At 77.9% G+C, this 23,034-nt stretch carries 1 protein-coding gene and 1 pseudogene; both read right to left on the minus strand.

Features of this window, described 5'->3' with window-relative positions:
* Nucleotides 1-5: 5 nt before the first annotated feature.
* Nucleotides 6-18,233, minus strand: a complete 18,228-nt coding sequence (locus Ae717Ps2_RS39100; protein WP_075333533.1) for a type I polyketide synthase — start codon at nucleotides 18,231-18,233, stop codon at nucleotides 6-8.
* Nucleotides 18,233-22,903: pseudogene (locus Ae717Ps2_RS40360) on the minus strand (type I polyketide synthase); the annotation flags it as partial. The gene Ae717Ps2_RS39100 and the pseudogene Ae717Ps2_RS40360, both read right to left, overlap by 1 nt.
* Nucleotides 22,904-23,034: the final 131 nt, after the last annotated feature.

Consider the following 23,034-nt stretch of genomic DNA (forward strand, 5'->3'; position numbering starts at 1 on the left):
CTCCATCAGTTCTGCGACGGGTCGGACAGGTCGTCGAGTGCGGCCCGTACCAGGTCGTCCACGGACATCGAGTCGATCTCGGGGTCGGTTCCGGAGCCGTCGGCCCCGGTCGGGGTGTGGCCGTTGCCATCGCCGTTGCCACTGCCGTTGCCATGGCCGTTGCCGTTGCCGTGGCCCCGGGGGTGGCCGTTGCCGTCGCCGTCGCCCCGGGGGTCGGCGTGACCGGGCGTGCCGTCGGCGGCCAGCGCGAGCAGGGCGTCGAGCAGCCCGGCGTCGCGCAACCGCTCCAGCGGGAGCCCGGTGAGGGCGGCCCGCACCGCCGTCTCGGCCACGCCGTCGGCGTCCGGCACCGCGGTGCCGGACGTGTCGCCGGTCAGTCCGGCGAGCACGTGCTCGGCGAGTGCCTGCGGTGTCGGGTGGTCGAACACCAGCGTCGCGGGCAGCGTCAGGCCGGTCGCCGCCGAGAGCCGGTTGCGCATCTCGACGGTGGCCAGCGAGTCGAAGCCGAGGTCCCGGAAGGGCCGGTCGGCGCCGACCCCGTCGGCGTCGTCGCGGCCGAGCACGCCGGCCGCGATCTCGCGGACCGTCCGGAGCACCGTGTCGAGCCGGGCCGCCGCGGGCAGCGCCAGCACCTGCTCGCGCAGCGCGTCCACCGGTGGGGCTCCCGGGTCCGTGCCGCGCCCGGCGGCCGTGTCGGCGCCGGGCATGTCCCGCAGCAGCGCCGTGGCCCGGGGGCCGGGCGCCGCCGGCCCCTCCACCGCGACGACGACCGCGTTGTCGGCGCCCTCGGCGACGAGCTGGCGCAGCACGGTGCAGGCCCGGCCGGGGTCGAGCGCACCGAGCCCGGCCCGGCGGGCGTGCTCGGTCGCGTCGGCGCCCTGCGCCATGCCCCCGCCCGCCCAGGCACCCCAGGCGATCGAGGTGCCCGCGGCGCCGCGGGCCCGCCTGCGGGCGGCGAGCGCGTCGAGCACCGCGTTGGCCGCGGCGTAGTTGGCCTGGCCGGGGTTCCCGACCGCCGAGGACGCCGAGGAGAACAGCACGAAGGCGTCCAGGTCGCCGGTGAGCTCGTCGAGCAGCAGCGCCGGGGCGACCTTGGCGTGGAACACCTCGGTGAACCGGTCGGGGGTGAGCCGGTCGAGGACGCCGTCGTCGAGCACACCGGAGGCGTGGACGACCCCGGTGAGCGGGTGCTCGTCCGGGATCGTGGCGAGCACCGCGGCCAGCCGATCGCGGTCCGCCGCGTCGCCGGCGACGACCTCGGCGTGCGCGCCGAGCCCGGCCAGCTCCGCGGTCAGCTCCGCGGCGCCCGGGGCGTCCGGGCCGCGGCGGCTCAGCAGCACCAGCCGGCGGGCACCGGCCCGGGCCAGGTCGCGGGCCACGTGCCCGCCCAGTGCGCCGGTCCCGCCGGTGACCAGCACGGTCCCCCGCGGCTCCCACGTCGTGGCGGGACGCGGCGCGGGTGCGGGCAGCAGCCGCCGCCCGTACAGGCCGTGCGGGCGGACCGCGAGCTGGTCCTCGCCGTCCCGGCCGGTGAGCGCGGCGGCGAGGCCGCGCACGGTCCGGGCGTCGGTGGCGGGCCCGAGGTCGACCAGGCCGCCCCACCGGTCCGGGTACTCCATGGCCGCGACCCGGCCCAGGCCCCAGACGGCGGCGGCACCGAGGTCGTCCCCGACCGGGTCGTCGGCGGCGACCGAGACCGCGCCGCGGGTCAGCACCCACAGCGGTGCGGTGACCCCGGCGTCGCCCAGCCCCTGCAGCAGCGTCGTGACCCGGGCGGCCGCGGCCGGCCCACCGTGCGGGTCGGCCGGGCCGGGCAGGGCGAGGACACCATGCAGGGTCGCGGCCTCGGTTGCGGCTCCGGTCGCGGCGACCAGACCGGCCACCTCGGTGCGGTCCGCGTCCGCGGTGACCGAGGTCCACACCGGCTCGATCCCGGTGGCCGCGGCCAGGTCCGCGACCAGCCCGGCGTCCGGGCCCGCGGGGTCCCCGACGACGAGCCAGGGCCCGCCGGGGACCGGGTCGCGGCCGGTCACCGGCCGCCAGCCGATCCGGTGCCGAACCGCGTCGAGCGCGTCGGCCTCCCGGCGGCGTTCCCGCCAGCCCAGCAGGCCGGGCAGGACCTCGGCGAGGGCATCGGCGTCGACGTCGAGCTCGTCCGTGGCGTGGTCGCCGGAGAGCAGGTCCCACAGCTCGTCCCCGGCGCCGTCGTCCGGGCCGGGCCGGGCGGCCGATGCGGGGGTCGCCGCGGTGGTGCTCCAGTAGCGCTCGCGCTGGAACGGGTAGGTGGGCAGGTCGACGCGCCGGGCCGGGACCCCGGCGAAGACACCGGCCCAGTCGACGGCGGCGCCGCGCACGTGCAGCCGGGCGAGCGCGCCGAGCAGGGACTCCTCCTCGTCGTGGTCGCGGCGCAGCGCCGGGACCGCGACCGGGTCGGTGGCCGCGCCGGTGCCGAGCTCGCCGATCAGCGACGACAGCGACGCGTCCGGCCCGAGCTCGAGCACGGTGCGGGCACCACGCGCGGCGAGGGTCGCGGCGGCGTCGGCGAACCGGACGGTGTCGCGGACGTGGGCCACCCAGTGGGCGGGGGTGTGCACCGGCCCGGTACCGGTGCCGTCGGCGGTGACGACCGGGATGCGGGGCCGGTTCCAGGTCAGCGACGCGGCGACGGCGCCGAACTCCTCGAGCACCGGGTCCATCAGTGCCGAGTGGAACGCGTGGGACACGACCAGCTCGCGGTGCCGCCAGCGGCCGGCGACGGCGAGGACCGCCTCCCGGGGGCCGGCCAGCACGACCGACTCCGGACCGTTGACCGCGGCGACCGCGACGGTGTCCGCCGGGTCACCGGTGAGGTGCGCGCGCACCTCGTCCTCGCCGGCGCGGACCGCGACCATCGTGCCGCCGCGGGGCAGTGCCTGCATGAGCCGCGCCCGGGCCGAGACCAGGGTGCAGGCGTCGTCGAGGTCGAGCACGCCGGCCACGTGGGCGGCGGCGAGCTCGCCGACCGAGTGCCCGGCCAGCAGGTCCGGGATGACCCCCCAGGACTCGACCAGCCGGTACAGCGCCACCCCGACCGCGAACAGCGCGGGCTGGGCGACGCCGGTCTCGGCGAGCGCGTCCGGGTCGTCGCCCCAGAGGGCGTCGCGGACGCCGTCGGGCATCCGGTCGAGGACCGCGTCGAACGCGTCGGCGAAGACCTCGAACCGGGCGTGCAGCTCGCGTCCGGCGCCGGGGCGCAGCGCGCCCTGGCCGGGGAAGACCATCGCGAGCCGGCCGGTGCGGGTGACCTCGCCGGTCACGACGTGCCGGGCCGGGGACCCGGTGGCCAGCGCGTCGAGGCCGTCGAGCAGTGCCCCGCGGTCGGCGGCGAGCACCACCGCGCGGTGCTCGAACGCGGCCCGCCCGGTCGCGGCGGAGAACGCGATGTCGGCCGGGACGGCGCCGTCGCGGGCGGCGACGGCGCGCAGCGCGGACGCGCGGGCCCGCAGCGCCGCGGGTGTGCGGGCCGAGACCGGCACCGGGAGCAGGGTGCGGGCCACCGGCGCCTCCGGGGCGGGTGCGGGAGGCTGTGGCTCGACCTGTTCCAGCACGACGTGGGCGTTGGTGCCGCTGGCGCCGAACGAGGAGACCGCGGCCCGGCGGGGGCGGCCGGTCTCCGGCCATGCCTGCGGAGCGGGCACCAGCCGGACCGCGCCGGAGGACCAGTCCACCCGCGAGGTCGGGGTGTCCGCGTGCAGCGAGCCGGGCACGGTGCCGTGCTGCATCGCCATGACCGTCGCGATCACCCCGGCGACGCCGGAGGCCGCCTGGGTGTGGCCCAGGTGGGACTTCACCGCGCCGAGCAGCAGGGGGTGCTCGCGCTCGCGGCCGTAGGTGGCCAGCAGCGCCTGGGCCTCGATCGGGTCACCGAGCCGGGTGCCGGTGCCGTGGGTCTCCACGACGTCGACCTCGTGCGCGGCGAGCCCGGCCGCGGCCAGCGCGCGGGTGATCACGCGCTGCTGGGCGGGTCCGCTGGGGGCGGTGAGCCCGTTCGAGGCGCCGTCGGAGTTGATCGCCGAGCCGCGGACGAGGCCGAGCACACGGTGCCCGAGGCGGCGTGCGTCCGACAGCCGTTCGAGCACCAGCACACCGGCGCCCTCGGCCCAGGCGGTGCCGTCGGCGTCCTCGGCGAAGGGCTTGCAGCGCCCGTCCGGGGACAACGCGCCCTGGGTGCTGAACTCGACGAACCCGACCGGGGTCGACATCACGGTGACACCACCGGCCAGCGCCGCGGTGCACTCGCCGGTCCGCAGGGCCTGTGCCGCGAGGTGCAGCGAGACCAGCGACGACGAGCAGGCGGTGTCCACCGACACCGTCGGACCCTGCAGGCCCAGGGTGTAGGCGACCCGCCCGGACAGCAGGCTCGCCGACTGCGCGGTCTGCCACTCCTGGCCGTAGGTGTCGGCGGAGACGCGGTACTCGCCGCTGCCGCCGCCGATGAACACGCCGGTGTCGGAGCCGCGCAGCACCGACGGGTCGATGCCGGCCCGTTCCAGGGCCTCCCAGCAGGTCTCGAGCACGATCCGCTGCTGCGGGTCCATCACCACGGCCTCGCGCGGGGAGACGGAGAAGAAGTCCGCGTCGAACCCGGCGACGTCGTGCAGGAACCCGCCGCGGCGGGTGACGCTGGCGAGACCGTCCAGGTCCCAGCCGCGGTCGGTGGGCATGTCGCCGGTCGCGTCGACGCCGTCGCGCACGAGCTCCCACAGGTCCTCCGGCGAGGCGACCCCGCCCGGGTACCGGCAGGCCATGCCGACGATCGCGATCGGTTCCCCCGCCGCCGCGGCGGCCGGTGCGGGCGCTGCCACGGCGGCGACGGTCGCACCGCCGAGCTCGGCGAGCAGGTGCCGCGCCAGCTCGGCCGGGGTCGGGTGGTCGAACACGAGCGACGCGGGCAGTGCCAGCCCGGTCGCCGCGCCGAGCCGGTCCCGCAGGTCGACGGCGGTGAGCGAGTCGACGCCCAGGTCCCGGAACGGGACATCACGGTCGACCGCGGCCGGGTCGTCGTGGCCCAGCACGCGGGCGGCGACGGCGCACACCATCTCGGTCAGCTCCGCGGCCCGGGCGCCCTCGGGGAGGTCGGCGAGGCGCGCGCGCAGCGCACCGTCGTCGCCGGTGCCCGGCCGGTCGGCGGGCGCGGCCTCGGGCAGCAGGGCCAGCAGCCCGTCCGGTCCGCCCTGGGCCAGGGTCGGCGCGAGCCGCTCCCAGGCCACGTCGGCGACGACCTCCTCCGGTCCGCCGCCGGCGACGGCGGCCGCCAGCGCGGCGAGCGCGGTGTCCGGCTCCAGCTCGGGCAGCCCGTGCAGCCGCAGGTGCGCGGCCACGTCGGCCGTCGACGAGCCCGTCCACGGCCCGAACGCGACGGCGGTGGCGGGCAGGTCGCGCGCCCGGCGGGCGCGGGCCAGCCCGGCGGCGCGGGCCCCGGCGGCGGCCTCGTCGGCCCGGCCGCGGACGTGCCAGGTGCCGGCGACCGAGCCCAGCATCACGAACGCGGTCAGCTCGTGGTCCGCGACGAGCGCGTCGAGCTCGGCGGGGGTCCAGCGGGCGTCCGGTCCCCCGCCGTGCACGACGGCGGTGACCTCCGCGGGCACACCGTCGCCGTGGCCGAGGACGGCCACCTCGGTCCCGGCGGGGTCGAACCCGGTGTCGGGCGCGTCGGTGAGCAGCAGTGCCCGCGCACCGGCGGCGGCCAGCGCCGTCAGCACCCGGGGGTCGGTCCCGTCGGCGAGGACGGTCGCGCCGGTGACCCACCCGGTGGACCCGCCGGGCGCACCGCCCGGGACGCGGACCAGGCGCCGGGCGTGCACCCGGCCGTCGCGGACCGCGAGCTCGCCGGGGCCCGCCGTGCGCGGCAGGTCCACCGTGGTGGCCGGGTCAGCGCTCCCGGCACTCCCGGCGCTTTCGGCACTCCCGGCGGTCCCGGCGGGGAGGTCGACCCGCACCACGGTGCGTTCCGGGTGCTCCCGGGCCGCGACCGCCGTCCGGGCCCAGCGGTCGGCCTGGTCGGGGTCGCCCTGCTCGCCGTCCAGGGCGACGGCGCCGCGGGTCAGCACCCAGAGCGCGGCCCGGGAGCCGGCCTCGTCCAGCGCGGCGAGCAGCGCGGCGGGGTCCGGGGCGTCCGCCGCGCCGAGGTCGAGGAGGACCCGTCGGGCGGCGGCGAGGGTGTCGGGGTCGGCACCGGCGGGCACCGTCTCCGGCCCGGTGGGTGCCGTCGGGACGTCCACGACCGGCCACTCGACCCGGTAGCGGGTCGCGGCGGCGGCGTCACGGGTCCGGCGGCGGCGTCGCCACGAGCCCAGCGCGGGCAGGACGGCGTCGACGGTGTCGCCGTCGAGGCCCAGCTCCTCGGCCACCCGGTCCCGGTCGGACCGTTCGACGGCCGACCACAGCTCGGTCTCGGCCGGGTCCGCGGCACCGGGTGCCGCGCCGGCGGCGATCGTCGCCGGCCAGTACCGCGTCCGGCGGAACGGGTAGGTCGGCAGGTCGGCGCCGGGGCCCTCGCCCAGCGGCCAGCCGCTCCAGTCGACGTCGGTGCCCGCGGTGTGCAGCCGGGCCAGCGCGACCGCGAGGGTGTGCTCCTCGTCGCGGTCGCGGCGCTGCACCGGCACGACGGTGACGTCGTCGGCGACCGCGGCGAGCGCGGCGTCCGGGCCGACCTCGACGAACGTCGTCGTACCCGCGGCGCGCAGCGCGGTGACCGCGTCGGCGAAGCGGACGGTGTCGCGGACGTGGGACACCCAGTACTCGGGGTCGGTGACGTCACCCGCCGCCTCGACCGGGATGAGCGGCGGCGCGAGCTCCAGGCCCGCCACGACGGCCCGGAACTCGTCGAGGACCGGGTCCATGAGCGGGGAGTGGAACGCGTGCGAGACGGTCAGGACACGGTGCCGGAACCCGGCGGCGGCCGCGGTGACGGCGTCGGTGTCCCCGGCCAGCACCACCGAGTCCCGGCCGTTGACCGCGGCGAGCGCGACGACCCGGCCGGGGGTGTCGTCCAGGTGCGGGGCCACCTCGTCCTCCGAGGCGGCGACGGCGACCATGGCGCCCTGCTCGGGCAGGGCGTCCATCAGGCGGGCGCGGGCCGCGACCAGCGCGGCCGCGTGATCGAGGGTCAGCACCCCGGCGACGTGCGCGGCGGTGATCTCGCCGATCGAGTGGCCGGCGACCCGGTCCGGGTGGATCCCGAACGAGCCGAGCAGCCGGTGCAGGGCGACCTCGACCGCGAACAGCGCGGGCTGCGCCCATCCGGTGCGCTGCAGCGTGGCGGCGTCCCCGGACCGGACGACGTCGCCGAGCGGACGGTCGAGGTGGACGTCGAGGTGGGCGCAGACCTCGTCGAACGCGGCGGCGAAGACCGGGAACCGGTCGTACAGCGCGGCGCCCATGCCCGGCCGCTGGCTGCCCTGGCCGGTGAACAGGAACGCGGTGCCACCGCTGCCGCGGGCGACGCCGCGGGCGACGCCGCGGGCGACGCCGCGGGCGAGCTCTTCAACGGTCCCGTCGGTCCCGGCGAGCAGCACCGCGCGGTGTGCGAGCGTGGCGCGGCCGTGCACCAGGGTGCGGGCGACGGCGGCCCGTCCGGCGTCGTCGGCGGGTACCGGAGGGAGCCCGGCGAGCTGCTCGTCGAGGGCGTCGGCGGCGGCGGCCGACACCGGCCACGGCACGGCACCGGCCGACGGAGCCGGGGCGGGCACCGGGTCGGGGCCCGCCTCCAGCACGACGTGCGCGTTGGTGCCGGACAGCCCGAAGGCCGAGACCCCGGCCCGCCGCGGGCGACCGGTCTCCGGCCACGCGGTGGTGTCCTGCACCAGCTCCAGCGGCCCGCCCGCCCAGTCCACGTGCGGGGACGGGGTGGCGGCGTGCAGGGTCCGCGGGAGGACGCCGTGCCGCATCGCCAGCACCATCTTGATCACACCGGCCATGCCGGCCGCGGCCTGGGTGTGGCCCAGGTTCGACTTCACCGAGCCGATCAGCAGCGGGTGGTCGCGCCGCCCCGCGAAGGTGCCGGCCAGCGCGCGGGCCTCGATCGGGTCGCCGAGGACGGTGCCGGTGCCGTGCGCCTCGACGGCGTCGACCTCGGCCGGGGCGAGCCCGGCGTCGGCCAGCGCGGCGGCGACGGCCCGCTGCTGCGACGGCCCGTTGGGGGCGGTGAGCCCGTTGGAGGCGCCGTCGGAGTTCACCGCGGAGCCACGGACCAGCCCCCACACGGTGTGCCCGTTGCGGCGGGCGTCGGAGAGCCGCTCCAGCACCAGCATCCCGGCCCCCTCGGACCAGCCGGTGCCGTCGGCGCCGTCGGCGAAGGCCTTGCAGCGCCCGTCCGGTGCCAGCCCGCCCTGCGCGCTGAACTCCACGAAGGCGTCCGGTGTGGACATGACCGAGACGCCGCCGGCGAGTGCGAGCCCGACCTCGCCGGAGCGCAGCGCCCGGGTCGCCCAGTGCAGCGCGACCAGCGACGACGAGCAGGCGGTGTCGACGGTGACGGCCGGTCCCTCGGTGCCGAGCACGTAGGCCAGCCGGCCGGACAGCACCGACGCGGTGGTGCCGGTCGCGGCGTGGCCGAGCACCTCGGCGTCGCCGGCGCGGCGCAGCACCTCCCCGTAGTCCTGGCCGTTGGTGCCGACGAACACACCGGTGCCGGTGCCGCGCAGCGTGGACGGGTCGATGCCGGCCCGCTCCAGCGCGGTCCACGCGGTCTCCAGCACCAGGCGCTGCTGCGGGTCCATCGCCAGCGCCTCGCGCGGGGAGATCCCGAAGAACGCGGCGTCGAAGTCGGCGACCCCGGTCAGGAACCCGGCGCGGGTGGTCGCGGTGTGTCCGGCCAGCGCGTCCAGGTCCCAGCCGCGGTCGGTGGGGAACCCGGTGATGGCGTCGCCGCCGTTCTCCAGCAGCGTCCACAGGTCCTCCGGCGAGGCGACCCCGCCGGGGAAGCGGCAGCCGAGGCCGACGACGGCGATCGGGTCGTCGTCGGCCGCGGCGGTGACGGGCCCGGCCGGGACAGCGCCGTCGGATGCCTCCGGCCCGCCCAGCTCGGCGAGCAGGAACGCGGTGAGCTCACGCGGGGTCGGGAAGTCGAACACCAGCGACGCGGGCAGGGTGAGCCCGGTCGCGGCGGCGAGCCGGTTGCGCAGCTCCAGGGTGGTCAGCGAGTCGAACCCGAGGTCGCGGAACGCGCGGTCGTCGTCCACGGCGGCGGCGTCGGCGTGCCCGAGCACCGCGGCGGCCTCACCGCGGACCAGGGCGGCGAGCGCGGCCCGGTCCCCCGGCCGGGGCCGCACGTCCGGTGCGGGGGCACCCGTCGTGCGGGCCCGGGACTCGGCCAGGTCCGCGAGCAGCGGCAGCGGACGCAGCGCGGTGAAGGCCGGCAGGAACCGGTCCCAGTCGATGTCGGCCAGCACGGTCGTGGTGTCGCCGCGGTCGAGCGCCCGGTCGAGCGCGGCGACCGCGCGTTCCGGTGCCAGCGGGACCAGGCCGCCGCGGCGGATCCGGTCGGCGACCACGCCGCGGTCGGCCATGCCGGCGCCGGCCCACGGTCCCCAGGCGAGTGCGGTCGCGGGGAGACCGGCGGCGCGACGGTGCTCGGCGAGTGCGTCGAGGTAGGCGTTGGCACCGGCGTAGACGCCCTGCCCCGGGGCACCCACGACGCCGGCGGTCGAGGTGAAGAGCACGAAGGCCCGCAGGTCGAGGCCGCGGTCGACGGTGAGCTCGTGCAGGTTGCGGGCCCCGGTGACCTTCGGCCCGAGGACCGCGTCGACCGAGCCGGTGGTCACGGTGTCGAGCACGGCGTCGTCGACGACGCCGGCGGCGTGCACGACGGCGCGCAGCGGGCGGTCGGCGGGCACGGCGTCGAGGACGGCGGCCAGCGCCTCGCGGTCGGTGACGTCGCAGGCGACGGCGTCGGCGCCGGTACCGGCCTCGCGGAGCGCGGCGACCAGCTCGGCGGCCCCGGGCGCGTCCGCGCCGCGACGGCCGAGGAGCAGCACGTGCGCGGCCCCGCGGGCGGCGAGCCAGCGGGCCACGTGCCCTCCGACGCCGCCGGTACCGCCGGTGACCAGCGCGGTCCCGCCGGACAGGTCGACGGGCCCGCCCGCCGAGCCGAGGGCGGCACGGTCGGTGTCGCGCACCAGACGGCGGGCGTACACCCCGGACGCGCGCACGGCGACCTGGTCCTCGTCACCAGCGGCGGCGAGCACGGCGGGCAGCCGGCGCAGTGCCGCCGTGTCGGTGCCCCCCGGGAGGTCGACGAGGCCGCCCCACCGCTGCGGGACCTCCATCGCGGCGACCCGGCCGACGCCCCAGACGACCGCCCCGACCGGGGCGGCGACCGTCTCCGAGCGGCCGATCGCGACGGCGCCGCGGGTCAGGCACCACAGCGGCGCGTCGACGCCGGCGTCACCGAGCGCCCCGACCGCTGCCGCCACCCGGGCGGTCAGGTCGGCGGCGGTGGTGTCGGTGTCGGTGTCGGTGTCGCCGAGCAGCAGGAGGACACCCCGGGGTGGTGTGTCCGTCTCCCCGGTGACCACCCCGGCGACCGCCCCGGCGAGTGCGGCGCGGTCGGCCAGGATGCCGGGGCCGCCCGGTACCGCCGTGGCGGGGGCGCCGAGCGCGTCGAGCACAGCGGTGGTCCAGGTGCCGTCGTCGTGCGGCAGCACCAGCCAGTCCCCGCCCGCCGGGGACGCGTCCGGCACGGGTCCGACCGGCTTCCAGGTGACGGTGTAGCGGCAGCGGTCGACGTCGGCGCGCTCGCGGATGTCGTGGCGGCGGGCGGCCAGCGCCGGGACGAGGTCGGCCACCGCGGCGGGCTCGAGGTCGAGGGCGGCGGCGACGGCGTCGGTGTCGCCGCGCTCGACGGCGTCCCAGAACGCGGCGTCGGCCGGGTCGGCCGAGGCACCGGTGTCGGCGGTCGCGGGGGCGGCCTCCGGCCAGAACCGGGTGCGCCGGAACGGGTAGGTCGGCAGGGCGACCGTGCGCGCACCGGTGCCGTCGAACACCGCGGCGGGGTCCGTCGCGGTGCCGTGCACGGCGAGGGTGGCGAGCGCGACGGCGACGCTCGCGGTCTCCGAGCGGTCCCGGCGCAGCAGCGGGACCAGGACGGAGTCGTCGCCGTCCGGGCCGGGGCAGGCGCGGGCGGCGGCGCACAGCACACCGTCCGGGCCGAGCTCGACGAAGCTGCGGGCGCCGTCGGCGTGCGCCCGGGTCACCGCCGCGGCGAACCGGACCGGCTCGCGGACCTGACGCACCCAGTACTCGGCGGTGAGCGGCTCCGCGGCGGTCAGCGGGGCGCCGGTCAGGGTGGACACGACCGCGATCTCGGGTGCGACGGCCGGGATCCCGGCGGCGACGGCGCGGAACGCCTCGAGCATGCCGTCCATCCGCGGCGAGTGGAAGGCGTGGCTGACCCGCAGCACGGTGGTGCGGCGCCCCCGCGCGGCCAGTGCCTCGGCGACCGCGCGGACCTCGTCGGCCTCACCGGAGAGCACCAGCGACCGCGGCCCGTTGACGGCGGCGACACCGACCCCGGCGGTGAGCAGCTCGGCGACCTCCTCCTCGGTGGCCTCGACGGCGACCATCGCGCCGCCGTCGGGCAGTGCCTCCATCAGGCCGGCGCGGGCGGCGACCAGGCGGCAGGCGTCGGGCAGGGTCAGCGCGCCGGCGCAGTGCGCTGCGGCGATCTCGCCGACCGAGTGGCCGACGAGCACGTCCGGGCGCAGCCCCCAGGACACGGCGAGCCGGTAGAGGGCGACCTGCAGGGCGAACAGCGCGGGCTGGGCGGCGCCGGTCCGGTCGATCCGCTCGGCGGCGGCCGGTGTCTCGTCGAGCAGCAGCGGACGGACCGGGGCGTCGAGCAGCGTGTCCAGGTGTGCCAGCACCTCGTCGAGGGCCTCGGCGAACACCGGGAAGTGCCGGTAGAGCCCGGCGCCGGCACCCGCCCGCTGGCTGCCCTGGCCACTGAACAGGAACGCCGTCCGTCCGCGGCCACCGGGCCCGGGGCGGACCAGCGCGGGGTCGGGCCGGTCGTCGCGCAGCGCGCCGAGTGCGCGGGTGAGCTCGCCGGTGTCGGCCGCGACGACCGCGGCCCGGTGCTCGAACGACGTGCGGGTCGTGGCGACCGAGTGGGCGAGGTCGGCCGGTCGGACCGACGGCTCGTCGCCGAGCAGCTCCAGCAGCGCGGCGGCCTGGGCGCGCAGCGCACCGGCGTCGCGGGCCGAGAGCACCAGCGGGACCTCGCGCCCGTCGGCCTCGGGTCCGTCGATCTCGGGGCTGTCGGTCTCGGGGGCGCCAGCCTCGGGTCCGTCGAGCGGGGTGGCGGCGAGCAGGCCCGGTCCCTGCTCCAGCACGGTGTGCGCGTTGGTGCCGGACAGCCCGAACGACGAGACCGCGGCCCGGCGCGGGCCGGCGGTCTCCGGCCACTCCTGGGGCCGCTGCGGCAGCGTGATCGTCCCGGACGACCAGTCGACGTGGGTGGTCGGAGTGGCCGCGTGCAGGGTCGGCGGCACGATGCCGTGCTGCATCGCCAGCACCATCTTGATCACGCCGGCGACGCCGGAGGCCATCTGGGTGTGGCCGATGTTGGACTTCACCGAGCCGAGCACCAGCGGGGCCCGCCCGGCGCGCTCGCCGTAGGTGCTCTGCAGGGCCCGCATCTCGATCGGGTCGCCGAGCGCCGTTCCGGTGCCGTGCCCCTCCACGACGTCGACGTCGGCGGGGGTCAGACCCGCCTCGCCCAGCGCGGCGGTGATCACCCGCTGCTGCGCGGGACCGCTGGGGGCGGTGAGCCCGTTGGAGGCACCGTCCTGGTTGATCGCGCTGCCGCGGACCACCGCGAGGATCGGGTGCCCGTGGCGTTCCGCCTCCGAACGGCGGGTCAGCAGCAGCATGCCGACCCCCTCGGCGAGGGTCATGCCGTCGGCGTCGTCGGAGTAGGCCTTGCAGCGGCCGTCGGCGGCGAGTGCGCGCTGCCTGCTGAACCCGACGAACGCGCCGGGGGTGGCCATCACGCTGACACCGCCGGCGAGGGCCATCGTGGACTCGCCGTCGCGCAGCGAGCGGCAGGCCAGGTGCAGCGCCACCAGCGAGGAGGAGCAGGCGGTGTCCAGGGTGACCGCCGGGCCCTCCAGGCCGAGCAGGTAGCTCACCCGCCCGGACAGGATCGACGACAGCGTGCCGGTGACGAGGTGGCCCTCGGCGCCGTCGGACGGGTCGCCGCCGGAGGCACCGGCGCGGACGTTGTCGTAGTCCTGGTAGCTGGCCCCGACGAAGGTGCCGACCCGGGTCCCGCGCAGGCTGGACGGGTCGATCCCGGCGCGTTCGACGGTCTCCCACACGGTCTCCAGGACCAGGCGCTGCTGCGGGTCCATCGCGAGTGCCTCGCGCGGGGAGATCCCGAAGAACGCGGCGTCGAAGTCGGCGACCCCGGAGAGGAACCCGCCCCGCACCGAGTAGGTGCTTCCCGCGGCGTCGGGGTCGTCGTCGAACAGGGCCGCGGCGTCCCAGCCGCGGTCGGCGGGGAAGGTGTCGATGGCGTCGCCGCCGTCCACCATGAGCTGCCAGAGGTCGTCGGGCGAGGTGACCCCGCCCGGATAGCGGCACCCCATCCCGACGACGACGATCGGGTCGTCGGCCAGGTCGGCACGCGCCGCGGGGGGCGGCACGACGGGCCCGGCGGCCCCGGCGCCGCCGCCGAGCTCGCCGTCGAGGAAGCGGGCCAGCGCGACCGGGTCCGGGTGGTCGAACACCATCGTGGTCGGCAGGGTGAGTCCGGTGGCGGCGACGAGCCGGTTGCGCAGGTCGACGGCGGTGAGCGAGTCGAACCCGACGTCGCGGAACGCCCGGCCCTCGGCGAGTTCGTCCGGTCCGCCGAGGCCGAGCACGGCGGCGGCGGTGGTCCGGACCAGGTCCAGCAGGGCGCGGTCGCGGTCGGCGGGGGTGAGCTCGCGCAGCCTGCGGGCCAGCCCGGCGTCGCCGCCCGCGGCGGGGTCGGCGGCGGCCAGCGCGGCGACCTCGGGGACCTCGTCGAACAGCGTCGTCGGCCGCGCCGCGGTGAAGACCGGGTGGTAGCGGCGCCAGTCGATGTCGGCCAGCGTCAGATCGGCCTCGCCGGTCTCGACGGCCCGCTGCATCGCGTCCAACGACAGGCGGGCGTCCATGAACACCAGGCCGCTGCCGGTGATCTGCTCGGGGTCGATCCGGCCGAGTCCGAGGTCGTCGGACCAGATGCCCCAGGACAGCGCCGTCGCGGCGAGGCCGCGGGCCCGGCGGTGGCGGGCGAGCGCGGACAGGTAGGCGTTGGCCCCCACGTAGGCGGCGTGGTGGCCGCTGCCCCAGGCACCGGAGATCGAGGAGAACAGGACCAGCTCGGCGACGTCGTCGCCGAGCAGCCGGTCCAGGTTCACCGCGCCGGTGACCTTGGCGTGCAGCACCCGCTCCACCTGTGCGGGATCGGTCTCGGCGATGCTACCGAGCTCGATGACCGCGGCGGTGTGCAGCACGGTGCGCACGGTGCGCCCGGCCGCGGCCAGGTCGTCGAGGACGGCGGAGAGCGCGTCGAGGTCGGTGATGTCGCAGGACCGGATCTCGACGTCGGCGCCCAGCCCGGTCAGGTCCGCGGCGAGCTCGGCGGCACCGGGGGCGTCGGGTCCGCGCCTGCTGAGCAGCACCAGGTGCTCGGCGCCCTGGTGTGCCGCCCACCGGGCGACGTGCGGGCCGAGCGTGCCGGTGCCGCCGGTGATCACGGTGGTGCCGTCGAACGACCACGGGCGCGGCCGGTCGTCGCGGGCGGCGGCGCGCTCGATCCGGCGGGCCAGCGCCCCGGACGCGCGGATCGCGAGCTGGTCCTCGCCGGTGCCCCCGGCCAGGACCGAGACCAGCCGCTGGGCGGCGCGGCGGTCGAGCTCCGGCGGCAGGTCGACCGTGCCGCCCCAGCTGCGCGGGTGCTCCAGGGCCGCGGTCCAGCCGATCCCGGTCGCGATCGCCCGGACCGGGTGCGAGGGCGGGTCGGCCGGGCCGGTGCCGACCGCGCCCCGGGTGAGGGACCAGACCGGGGCCGTGAGCGGGCCGCCGTCCCGGTCGGGGTCGATCAGCGCCTGGACGAGCGCGAGGGTCCAGGCCGCGCCGAGCGGCAGCGCGGGGTGGCCGGGGGTGGGGGCGTCGACGTCGCCGAGCAGCGACACCACACCCCGGACGCCGGTGCCGTCGGTGGCTTCGGTCGCGTCGGTCGCGTCGGTCGCGGAGTCGTCCCGGATGGGGTCCTGGGCGGACAGGCCGGCCAGCCGGCCGGCGAGCACCCCCCGGTCGGCGCAGGCCGCGTCGAGGGCGATGCGGTGCACCGTGGCGCCGTGCCCGCGCAGCGCGTCGGCGACGGCGTCGGCGTGCGCGGGGTCGGCGTGCTCCGACACCGGGTCCGGTTCGACCAGCACCCAGGTGCCGTGCAGCGCCGCGAGCGGGAGCCGCCCGAGCGGGGTCCAGGTGGTGCGGTAGCGCCAGGAGTCGGTGGTGGAACGGTCCCGGCGCCTGCGCCGCCACTCCCCCAGAGCGGGCAGGACCGGTGCGAGCACGGCCTCGTCGACGCCGAGGTCGGCGGTGAGAGCCGGCAGGTCGGCGGCCTCGACGGCGTCCCAGAACGTGTCGTCGGGTGCCCCGTCCTCCCCGCCCGGGCGGGACGGGAGCACCGGGTCGCTCCAGTACCGCACGTTCTGGAACGGGTAGGTGGGCAGCCCGATGCGGCGGCCCGTGGCGGCACAGCGACCCCAGTCGACCGGCACGCCGCGCACGGCGAGCGCCGCGGCGGAGGTGTAGAGCCGGTCCAGGCCGCCGTCGTCGCGGCGGAGCGTGCCGGTGACCACGGCACGCGCGCCCGCGGCGGCGACGGTGTCCTCCAGCCCGGCGACGAGGACGGGATGCGCACCGACCTCCACCAGGGCCCGGTGGCCCGCGGTGAGCAGGGTCCGGACGGCCTCCTCCAGCCGGACCGTGCCGCGCAGGTTGCGGTACCAGTAGCCGGAGTCGAGCTCGGCGCCGGTGACCCACTCGCCGGTGACGGTGGACAGGAAGGGCACCTGCGGTGCGAGCGGTGTGATCCCGGCCAGCTCGTCGGCGAGCTCGGACCGGATGTCCTCGACGTGCGCCGAGTGCGAGGCGTAGTCCACGGCGATCCGGCGGACCCGGACGCCGTCGGACGCGAGGGCCTCGAGGAGCTCGTCGAGGGCGGCGGAGTCACCGGACACCGCGACCGCGCCGGGCCCGTTCACCGCGGCCAGCGAGAGCCGCTCACCCCACGGCTCGATCCGGGCCGCGACCTGCTCGGCGGGCAGCGCGATCGAGGCGATGCCGCCGCGGCCGGACAGCCGCCGCGCGATCGCGAGGCTGCGCCGGGCGACGACCGCGGCGCCGTCGGCCAGGCTCAGCGCCCCGGCCACGCACGCCGCGGCGATCTCGCCCTGGGAGTGTCCGACGACCGCGTCCGGCTCGACGCCGAGGGAGCGCCAGAGGGCCGCCAGCGAGACCATCACCGCCCAGGACGCGGGCTGCACGACGTCGACCCGGTCCAGGGTCGGGGCGCCGTCGACCTCGCGGAGCACGTCGAGCAGCGACCAGTCGACGTGCGGGGCCAGCGCGGCCGCGCACTCGGCGAGGCGCTCGGCGAAGACCGGGGACTGTTCGGCCAGCCGGGCCCCCATGCCGGCCCACTGCGCACCCTGGCCGGGGAAGACGAACGCGACCGGACCCGCCAGGTCCGCGACCCCGGTCACGACGTCCGCGGCCGCCGGGTCCGCCAGGGCCGCGGTCATCGCGGCGGTGTCGCGACCGACCACCACGGCGCGGTGCTCGAAGGCCGTTCGTGTGGTGGCCAGCGAGAACGCGACGTCCGCTGCGGCCGCGGGGACGGCCTCGAGGTGGGCACGCAGCCGCGCCGTCTGGTCGGCGAGCGCCTCCGCGGTCCGCGCCGAGAGGGGCCAGGCGACGACGGGGCCGTCGGCGGCCGGGGGCTCGGTCGCCATGGGTCCGGTCGCGGTGGGCACGGTCGCGGTGGGCCCGGTGGCCGGCTCCTCGGGCGCCTCCTCCAGGACCAGGTGCGCGTTGGTGCCGCTGATGCCGAACGCCGAGACCGCGCAGCGGCGGGGGCGCTCGCCGCGCGGCCAGGGACGCGCCGTGGTGAGCAGCTCCACGGCACCGGCGTCCCAGTCGATGTGCGACGAGGGCGTGCCGGCGTGCAGGGTCCGCGGCAGCAGGCCGGCCCGCAGCGCGAGCACCATCTTCAGCACGCTCGCGACGCCCGCCGCGGACTGGGTGTGCCCGATGTTGGACTTCACCGAGCCCAGCCACAGCGGCCGCTCCGCGTCGCGGTCGCGGCCGTAGGTGGCGAGCAGCGCCTGGGCCTCCACCGGGTCGCCGAGCGCGGTGCCGGTGCCGTGAGCGTCGACCGCGTCGATCTCGTCGGCGGCGAGCCCGGCCGCGGCCAGCGCGGCCCGGATGACCCGCTGCTGCGACGGCCCGTTCGGGGCGGTGAGCCCGTTGGAGGCACCGTCCTGGTTGACCGCGGAGCCACGGACGACCGCGAGCACCTCGTGGCCGTGGCGGCGTGCGTCGGAGAGCCGTTCGACCAGCACGACGCCGACGCCCTCGGACACGGTCATGCCGTCGGCGTCGTCGGAGAACGCCTTGCACCGGCCGTCGCGGGCCAGCGCGCGCTGCCTGCTGAACGCGATCAGCGGCTTCGGGTTCGGCATGACCGTGACACCGGCGGCGACCGCGAGGTCGGACTCGCCCGACCGCAGTGATGCCACGGCCAGGTGCAGCGCGACCAGCGACGACGAGCAGGCCGTGTCCACCGTGACCGCCGGGCCCTCCAGCCCGAGCACGTAGGACAGCCGCCCGGACAGCACGCTGGGCAGGGTGCCGGTGACCTGGTAGCCCTCCGAGCCCTCCTCGCTGCCGCCGTACTCGGCGTAGCTGGCACCGACGAAGGCGCCGGTACGGGTGCCGCGCAACCCGGCCGGGTCGATCCCGGCCCGCTCGATCGACTCCCAGGTCGTCTGCAGCAGCAGCCGCTGCTGCGGGTCCATCCCGAGCGCCTCGCGCGGGCTGATCCCGAAGAATCCGGGATCGAAGTCGCCCGCCTCCGGCAGGAACCCCCCCCGGCCAGCGAGTAGGTCGCGCCGGGGGCGTCCGGGTCGGCGTCGAGCAGGGCGGCCACGTCCCACCCGCGGTCGGCCGGGAACTCGGTGATGGCGTCGACGCCGTCGTCGAGCAGGGCCCAGAACTCCTCGGGGGTGCCGGCGCCGCCGGGGAACCGGCAGCTCATCCCGACGATCGCGATCGGCTCGTCGGCCGGGCCCGCGGCGTGGACGGGGGTGTGCGGGGGGCCGTCGACCGCGGGGTCGGTCACCCCGCCGAGCTCCCCGTCCAGGAACGCGGCGAGCACGGCCGGGGTGGGGTGGTCGAAGACCAGGGTGGCGGGCAGCTCGAGGCCGGTGGCGTCGCCCACCGCGCGGCGCAGCTCGACCGCGGTCAGCGAGTCGACACCGAGGTCGCGGAACGGCAGGTCGAGGTCGATGCCCTCCGGGGAGTCGTGTCCGAGCACCGCCGCGGCGGCGGCGCGGACCAGCGTGACGATCCTGCGGCGGCGCTCGGCGGGGGCCAGGCCGCGCAGCTCGCCGGCACCGGCACCGGCCGGGGCGGCCGCGGTCACCGGTGCCGTCCGCTCTGCGAGGTCGGCGAGCAGCGGGCTGGGGCGCACCGAGGTGAACACGGGCAGGTAGCGGGCCCAGTCGACGTCGGCGACCGTGACGGTGGTGTCCCCGTCGGCCAGCGCCCGGACGAGCTCGTCGAGGGCCGCGTCCGGCGCGAGCAGGGCCAGCCCGCGACGGGTGAGGTCGTCGGCGGTGTGCTCGGCGGCCATCCCCACCTCGGCCCACGGTCCCCACGCCACCGAGGTGGCGGTCAGGCCGCGGGCCCGGCGGGACTCCGCGAGGGCGTCGAGGTGTGCGTTGGCGGCCGCGTAGGCCGTCTGCCCGCCGCTGCCCCACACTCCGGCGATCGAGCCGACCAGCAGGAACAGGTCGAGGTCGCGGTCATCGAGCAGCTCGTCGAGCAGCTCGGCGCCGGTGGCCTTGGCGGCCAGGACGGCGGCGAGCTCGTCGTCGGAGGTCTCGGCCAGTGCCGTGCGCTGGCCGAGACCGGCGGCGTGCACGACCCCGGTGAGCGGCAGCTCGTCGTCGCCCGCGGAGTCCAGGACGGCGGCGAGCGCATTGCGGTCGGCCGCGTCGCAGGCGGCGAAGCGGACCTCGGCCCCGCGGGCCTCCAGGTCGGCGCGCAGCTCCTCGGCGCCGGGGGCGTCGGGACCGCGGCGCCCGGTGAGCACCAGCCGCCCGGCACCGAGGTCGGCGAGCCGCCCGGCGATGGCGGCACCCAGGCCTCCGGTGCCACCGGTGACCAGGACGGTGCCGTGCACCCGGTACTGCTCGGGCAGCGGACGTCCGGGGCGCCGCGCCAGCCGACGGGCGAGCAGACCGGCGTCGCGGACGGCGAGCTGGTCCTCCCCCAGCCCGGACAGTGCCGACAGCACTCCCGCGGGCACCTCGGTCGGGTCGCCGCCTGCGGGCAGGTCGACGGTGCCGCCCCAGCGGTGCGGCAGTTCCAGGGCGACGGCCCGGCCGAACCCGGCGACGGCCGCCTGGTGCGGCGAGCGGGCCAGGTCCCCGCCGCCGGTGCCCACGGCCCCGCGGGTGATCGCCCACAGCGGTGCGTCGACCGCGCGGACGGCGGCGACGGTGAGTGCGAGCCCGCCCGAGAGCAGCGGGTGCGCCGACCCGTCGGCGGCGAGCAGCGACACCGCGCCGCTCCAGCGGCCCGACGGTGCGGCGCCGACCCGCTCGGCGAGCACGGCGTGGTCGGTGCAGGAGGCGTCGACCTCGACGAGGTGGACCCGGGCGCCGTGCACGCTCATCGCGTCGCGCAGGGCGGCCGGGTCGAGCACGCCGGGGTCCGGCGCGCCGGCGGCCGGGGCGAGCAGCAGCCAGTCGCCGTCGAGCACCGGGCTGTCGGTGACCCGCACCGGGCTCCAGGTGACCCGGTAGCGCCAGCCGTCGAGCTGTGTGCGCCGACGGCTGCCCGAGCGCCACGACGACAGGGCGGGGAGCACCGCGTCGAGCGCGGCGCGGTCGCCGGCGGGCAGCCGCAGCAGGGCGCCGAGGTCCTCGGCGTCGCCGCGGTCGACGGCGTCCCACAGTGCCCCGTCCGCCGCCCCGCCCGCAGTGGTGCCCCGGGCCGGGCCGAGGTCGGCGACCGGCCAGAAGTGGGTGTGCTGGAAGGCGTAGGTGGGCAGTGCGACCCGTCGGGCTCCCGGGTACGGCGCGGCCGGCTCGGTGGCGACGCCGTCGACGTGCAGCCGGGCCAGCGCGGCCAGCGCGCAGAGGTCCTCCTCGCGGCCGGCGCGCAGGACCCCGGTGACGGTGGCCGTGTCGCCGAGCACCGCCCGGACGGCGGGGGCGAGCACGGTGTCCGGTCCCACCTCGACGACGGCGCCGGTGCCGGCGTCGCGCAACGCCGCGACCGCATCGGCGAACCGCACGGTGGAGCGGACGTGGGCGACCCAGTAGTCCGGCGAGGCCAGGTCGCCCGCCACGGCCGGTGCCCCAGTGACGGTGGAGACCATCTCCAGTGCGGGCTCGGCGAACGTCAGACCCTCGACGACCCGGCGGAACCCGTCGAGGACGGGCTCCATCAGGGGCGAGTGGAAGGCGTGGCTGACGTCGAGCCGGGTGGTGCGGCGGCCCTGCGCGGCGAACGTGGCGGCGACCCGCTCGGTGGCGTCGGCGGCACCGGAGAGCACGACCGAGGTCGGCCCGTTGACCGCCGCGACCGCGACGCCGTCGGTGAGCGCGGCGCGTGCCTGCTCCTCCGTGGTCTCGACGGCGATCATGGCCCCGCCGTCGGGCAGGGCGTCCATCAGGCGGCCGCGGGCGGCGACGAGTGCGGCGGCGTCGGCGAGGTCGAGGACCCCGGCGACGTGCGCGGCGGCGATCTCGCCGACCGAGTGCCCGCCGACCCGCGCCGGGCGCACGCCCCAGGAGGTGAGCAGGCGGTAGAGGGCGACCTCGACGGCGAACAGCGCGGGCTGGGCGTAGCGGGTCCGTCCGAGCAGCTCGGCCTCGGCGCTGCCCTCGGCGGCGTGCAGCACCTCGTACAGCGGGCGGTCCAGGTGCGGGTCGAGTGCGGCGACGACCTCGTCGAGGGCGGTGGCGAACGCGGGGAACCGCTCGCGCAGCCGCGCCCCGGCGCCGGCGCGTTGGCTGCCCTGTCCGCCGAACAGCACGGCGACCGGTCCCGCGGCCGCGGCCCGTCCGGTGAGGACGCCGGGATCCGGCTCGCCCGAGGCGAGTGCTGCGAGCCCGCGCAGCACCCCGTCCCGGTCGTCGGCGACGACCGCGGCCCGGTGCTCGAACGCCGACCGGGTGGTGGCCAGCGAGAACGCGACGTCGGCGAGGTCGGCGCCGGGCTGCTGCTCCAGCCGGGCGCGCAGCCGTGCGGCCTGGTCGCGGACGGCGCCCTCGGTGCGCCCGGACACGTGCAGCGCCACGGCGCCGGTGCCGGGGTCGATCACGGTGGGCGCCGCGGCGGGGGTCGGCGGCGCCTGCTCCAGCACGATGTGGGCGTTGGTGCCGCTGATCCCGAAGGAGGACACCGCGGCCCGGCGGAGGCGGCCGGCCTCCGGCCAGTCCGTGGGCTCGGTGACCAGGTCGACGGCGCCGGACTCCCAGTCGACGTGCCGCGACGGCGTGCCGACGTGCAGGGTGCGCGGCACCCGGCCGTGCCGCATCGCCTGCACCATCTTGATCACCCCGGCGACACCGGCCGCGGCCTGCGTGTGCCCCAGGTTCGACTTCACCGAGCCGAGCAGCAGCGGGGTGTCCCGGTCCTGCCCGTAGGTGGCCAGCAGCGCCTGGGCCTCGATCGGGTCACCGAGCACCGTGCCGGTGCCGTGGGCCTCGACCACGTCGACGTCGGCGGTGGTCAGCCCGGCCGAACGCAGGGCCTGCCGGATGACGCGCTGCTGCGCCGGGCCGTTCGGCGCCATCAGGCCGTTGGAGGCGCCGTCGGAGTTGACCGCGCTGCCCCGGACCACGGCGAGCACCTCGTGCCCGTTGCGGCGGGCGTCGGACAACCGCTCCAGGACGACGACGCCGACCCCCTCCGCCCAGCTGACGCCGTCGGCGGCGTCGGAGAACGCCTTGGACCGTCCGTCCGGTGCGAGCCCGCGCTGCCGGGAGAACTCGATCAGCGCGACGGGGGTGGACATGACGGTGACGCCGCCGGCCAGTGCGAGCGAGCACTCCCCCGCCCGCAGTGCCTGCATCGCCCAGTGCATCGCGACCAGCGACGACGAGCAGGCGGTGTCGAGGGTGACGGCCGGGCCCTCCAGCCCGAGGGTGTAGGCGACGCGACCGGAGACGATGCTCGGCGAGGTGCCGCTGCCCTGCATCCCCTCGGACGGGGCCGTGCCCGCGCCGTAGTCGCTGTACATGACCCCGGCGAACACCCCGGTCCGGGTGCCGCGCAGGGTGCCGGGGTCGATGCCGGCGTGCTCGACGGCCTCCCAGGAGGCCTCGAGGAGCAGCCGCTGCTGGGCGTCGGTGGCGAGCGCCTCGCGCGGGCTCATGCCGAAGAACGCGGCGTCGAACTCGCCGGCGTCGTGCAGGAACCCGCCGGAACGGGTGTAGGACGTGCCGGGGTGGTCGGGGTCGGGGTGGTAGAGCGCGTCGAGGTCCCAGCCGCGGTCGACCGGCAGTCCGGACACCGCGTCGCGGCCCTCGTCGACCAGCCGCCACAGCTCGTCCGGGCCGCCGACGCCGCCCGGGTACCGGCAGCCCATGCCGACGACGACGATCGGGTCGTCCGCGGTCCGGGCCGCGGTGGTCGCCGGCGTCGAGGTGTCCGCGGTGACGGCGGCGCCGGCGAGCTCGGTGGTGACGTGTCCGGCCAGCACCCGCGGTGTGGGGTGGT

It is taken from the genome of Pseudonocardia sp. Ae717_Ps2, from assembly GCF_001932475.1.
GTDB lineage: Bacteria > Actinomycetota > Actinomycetes > Mycobacteriales > Pseudonocardiaceae > Pseudonocardia.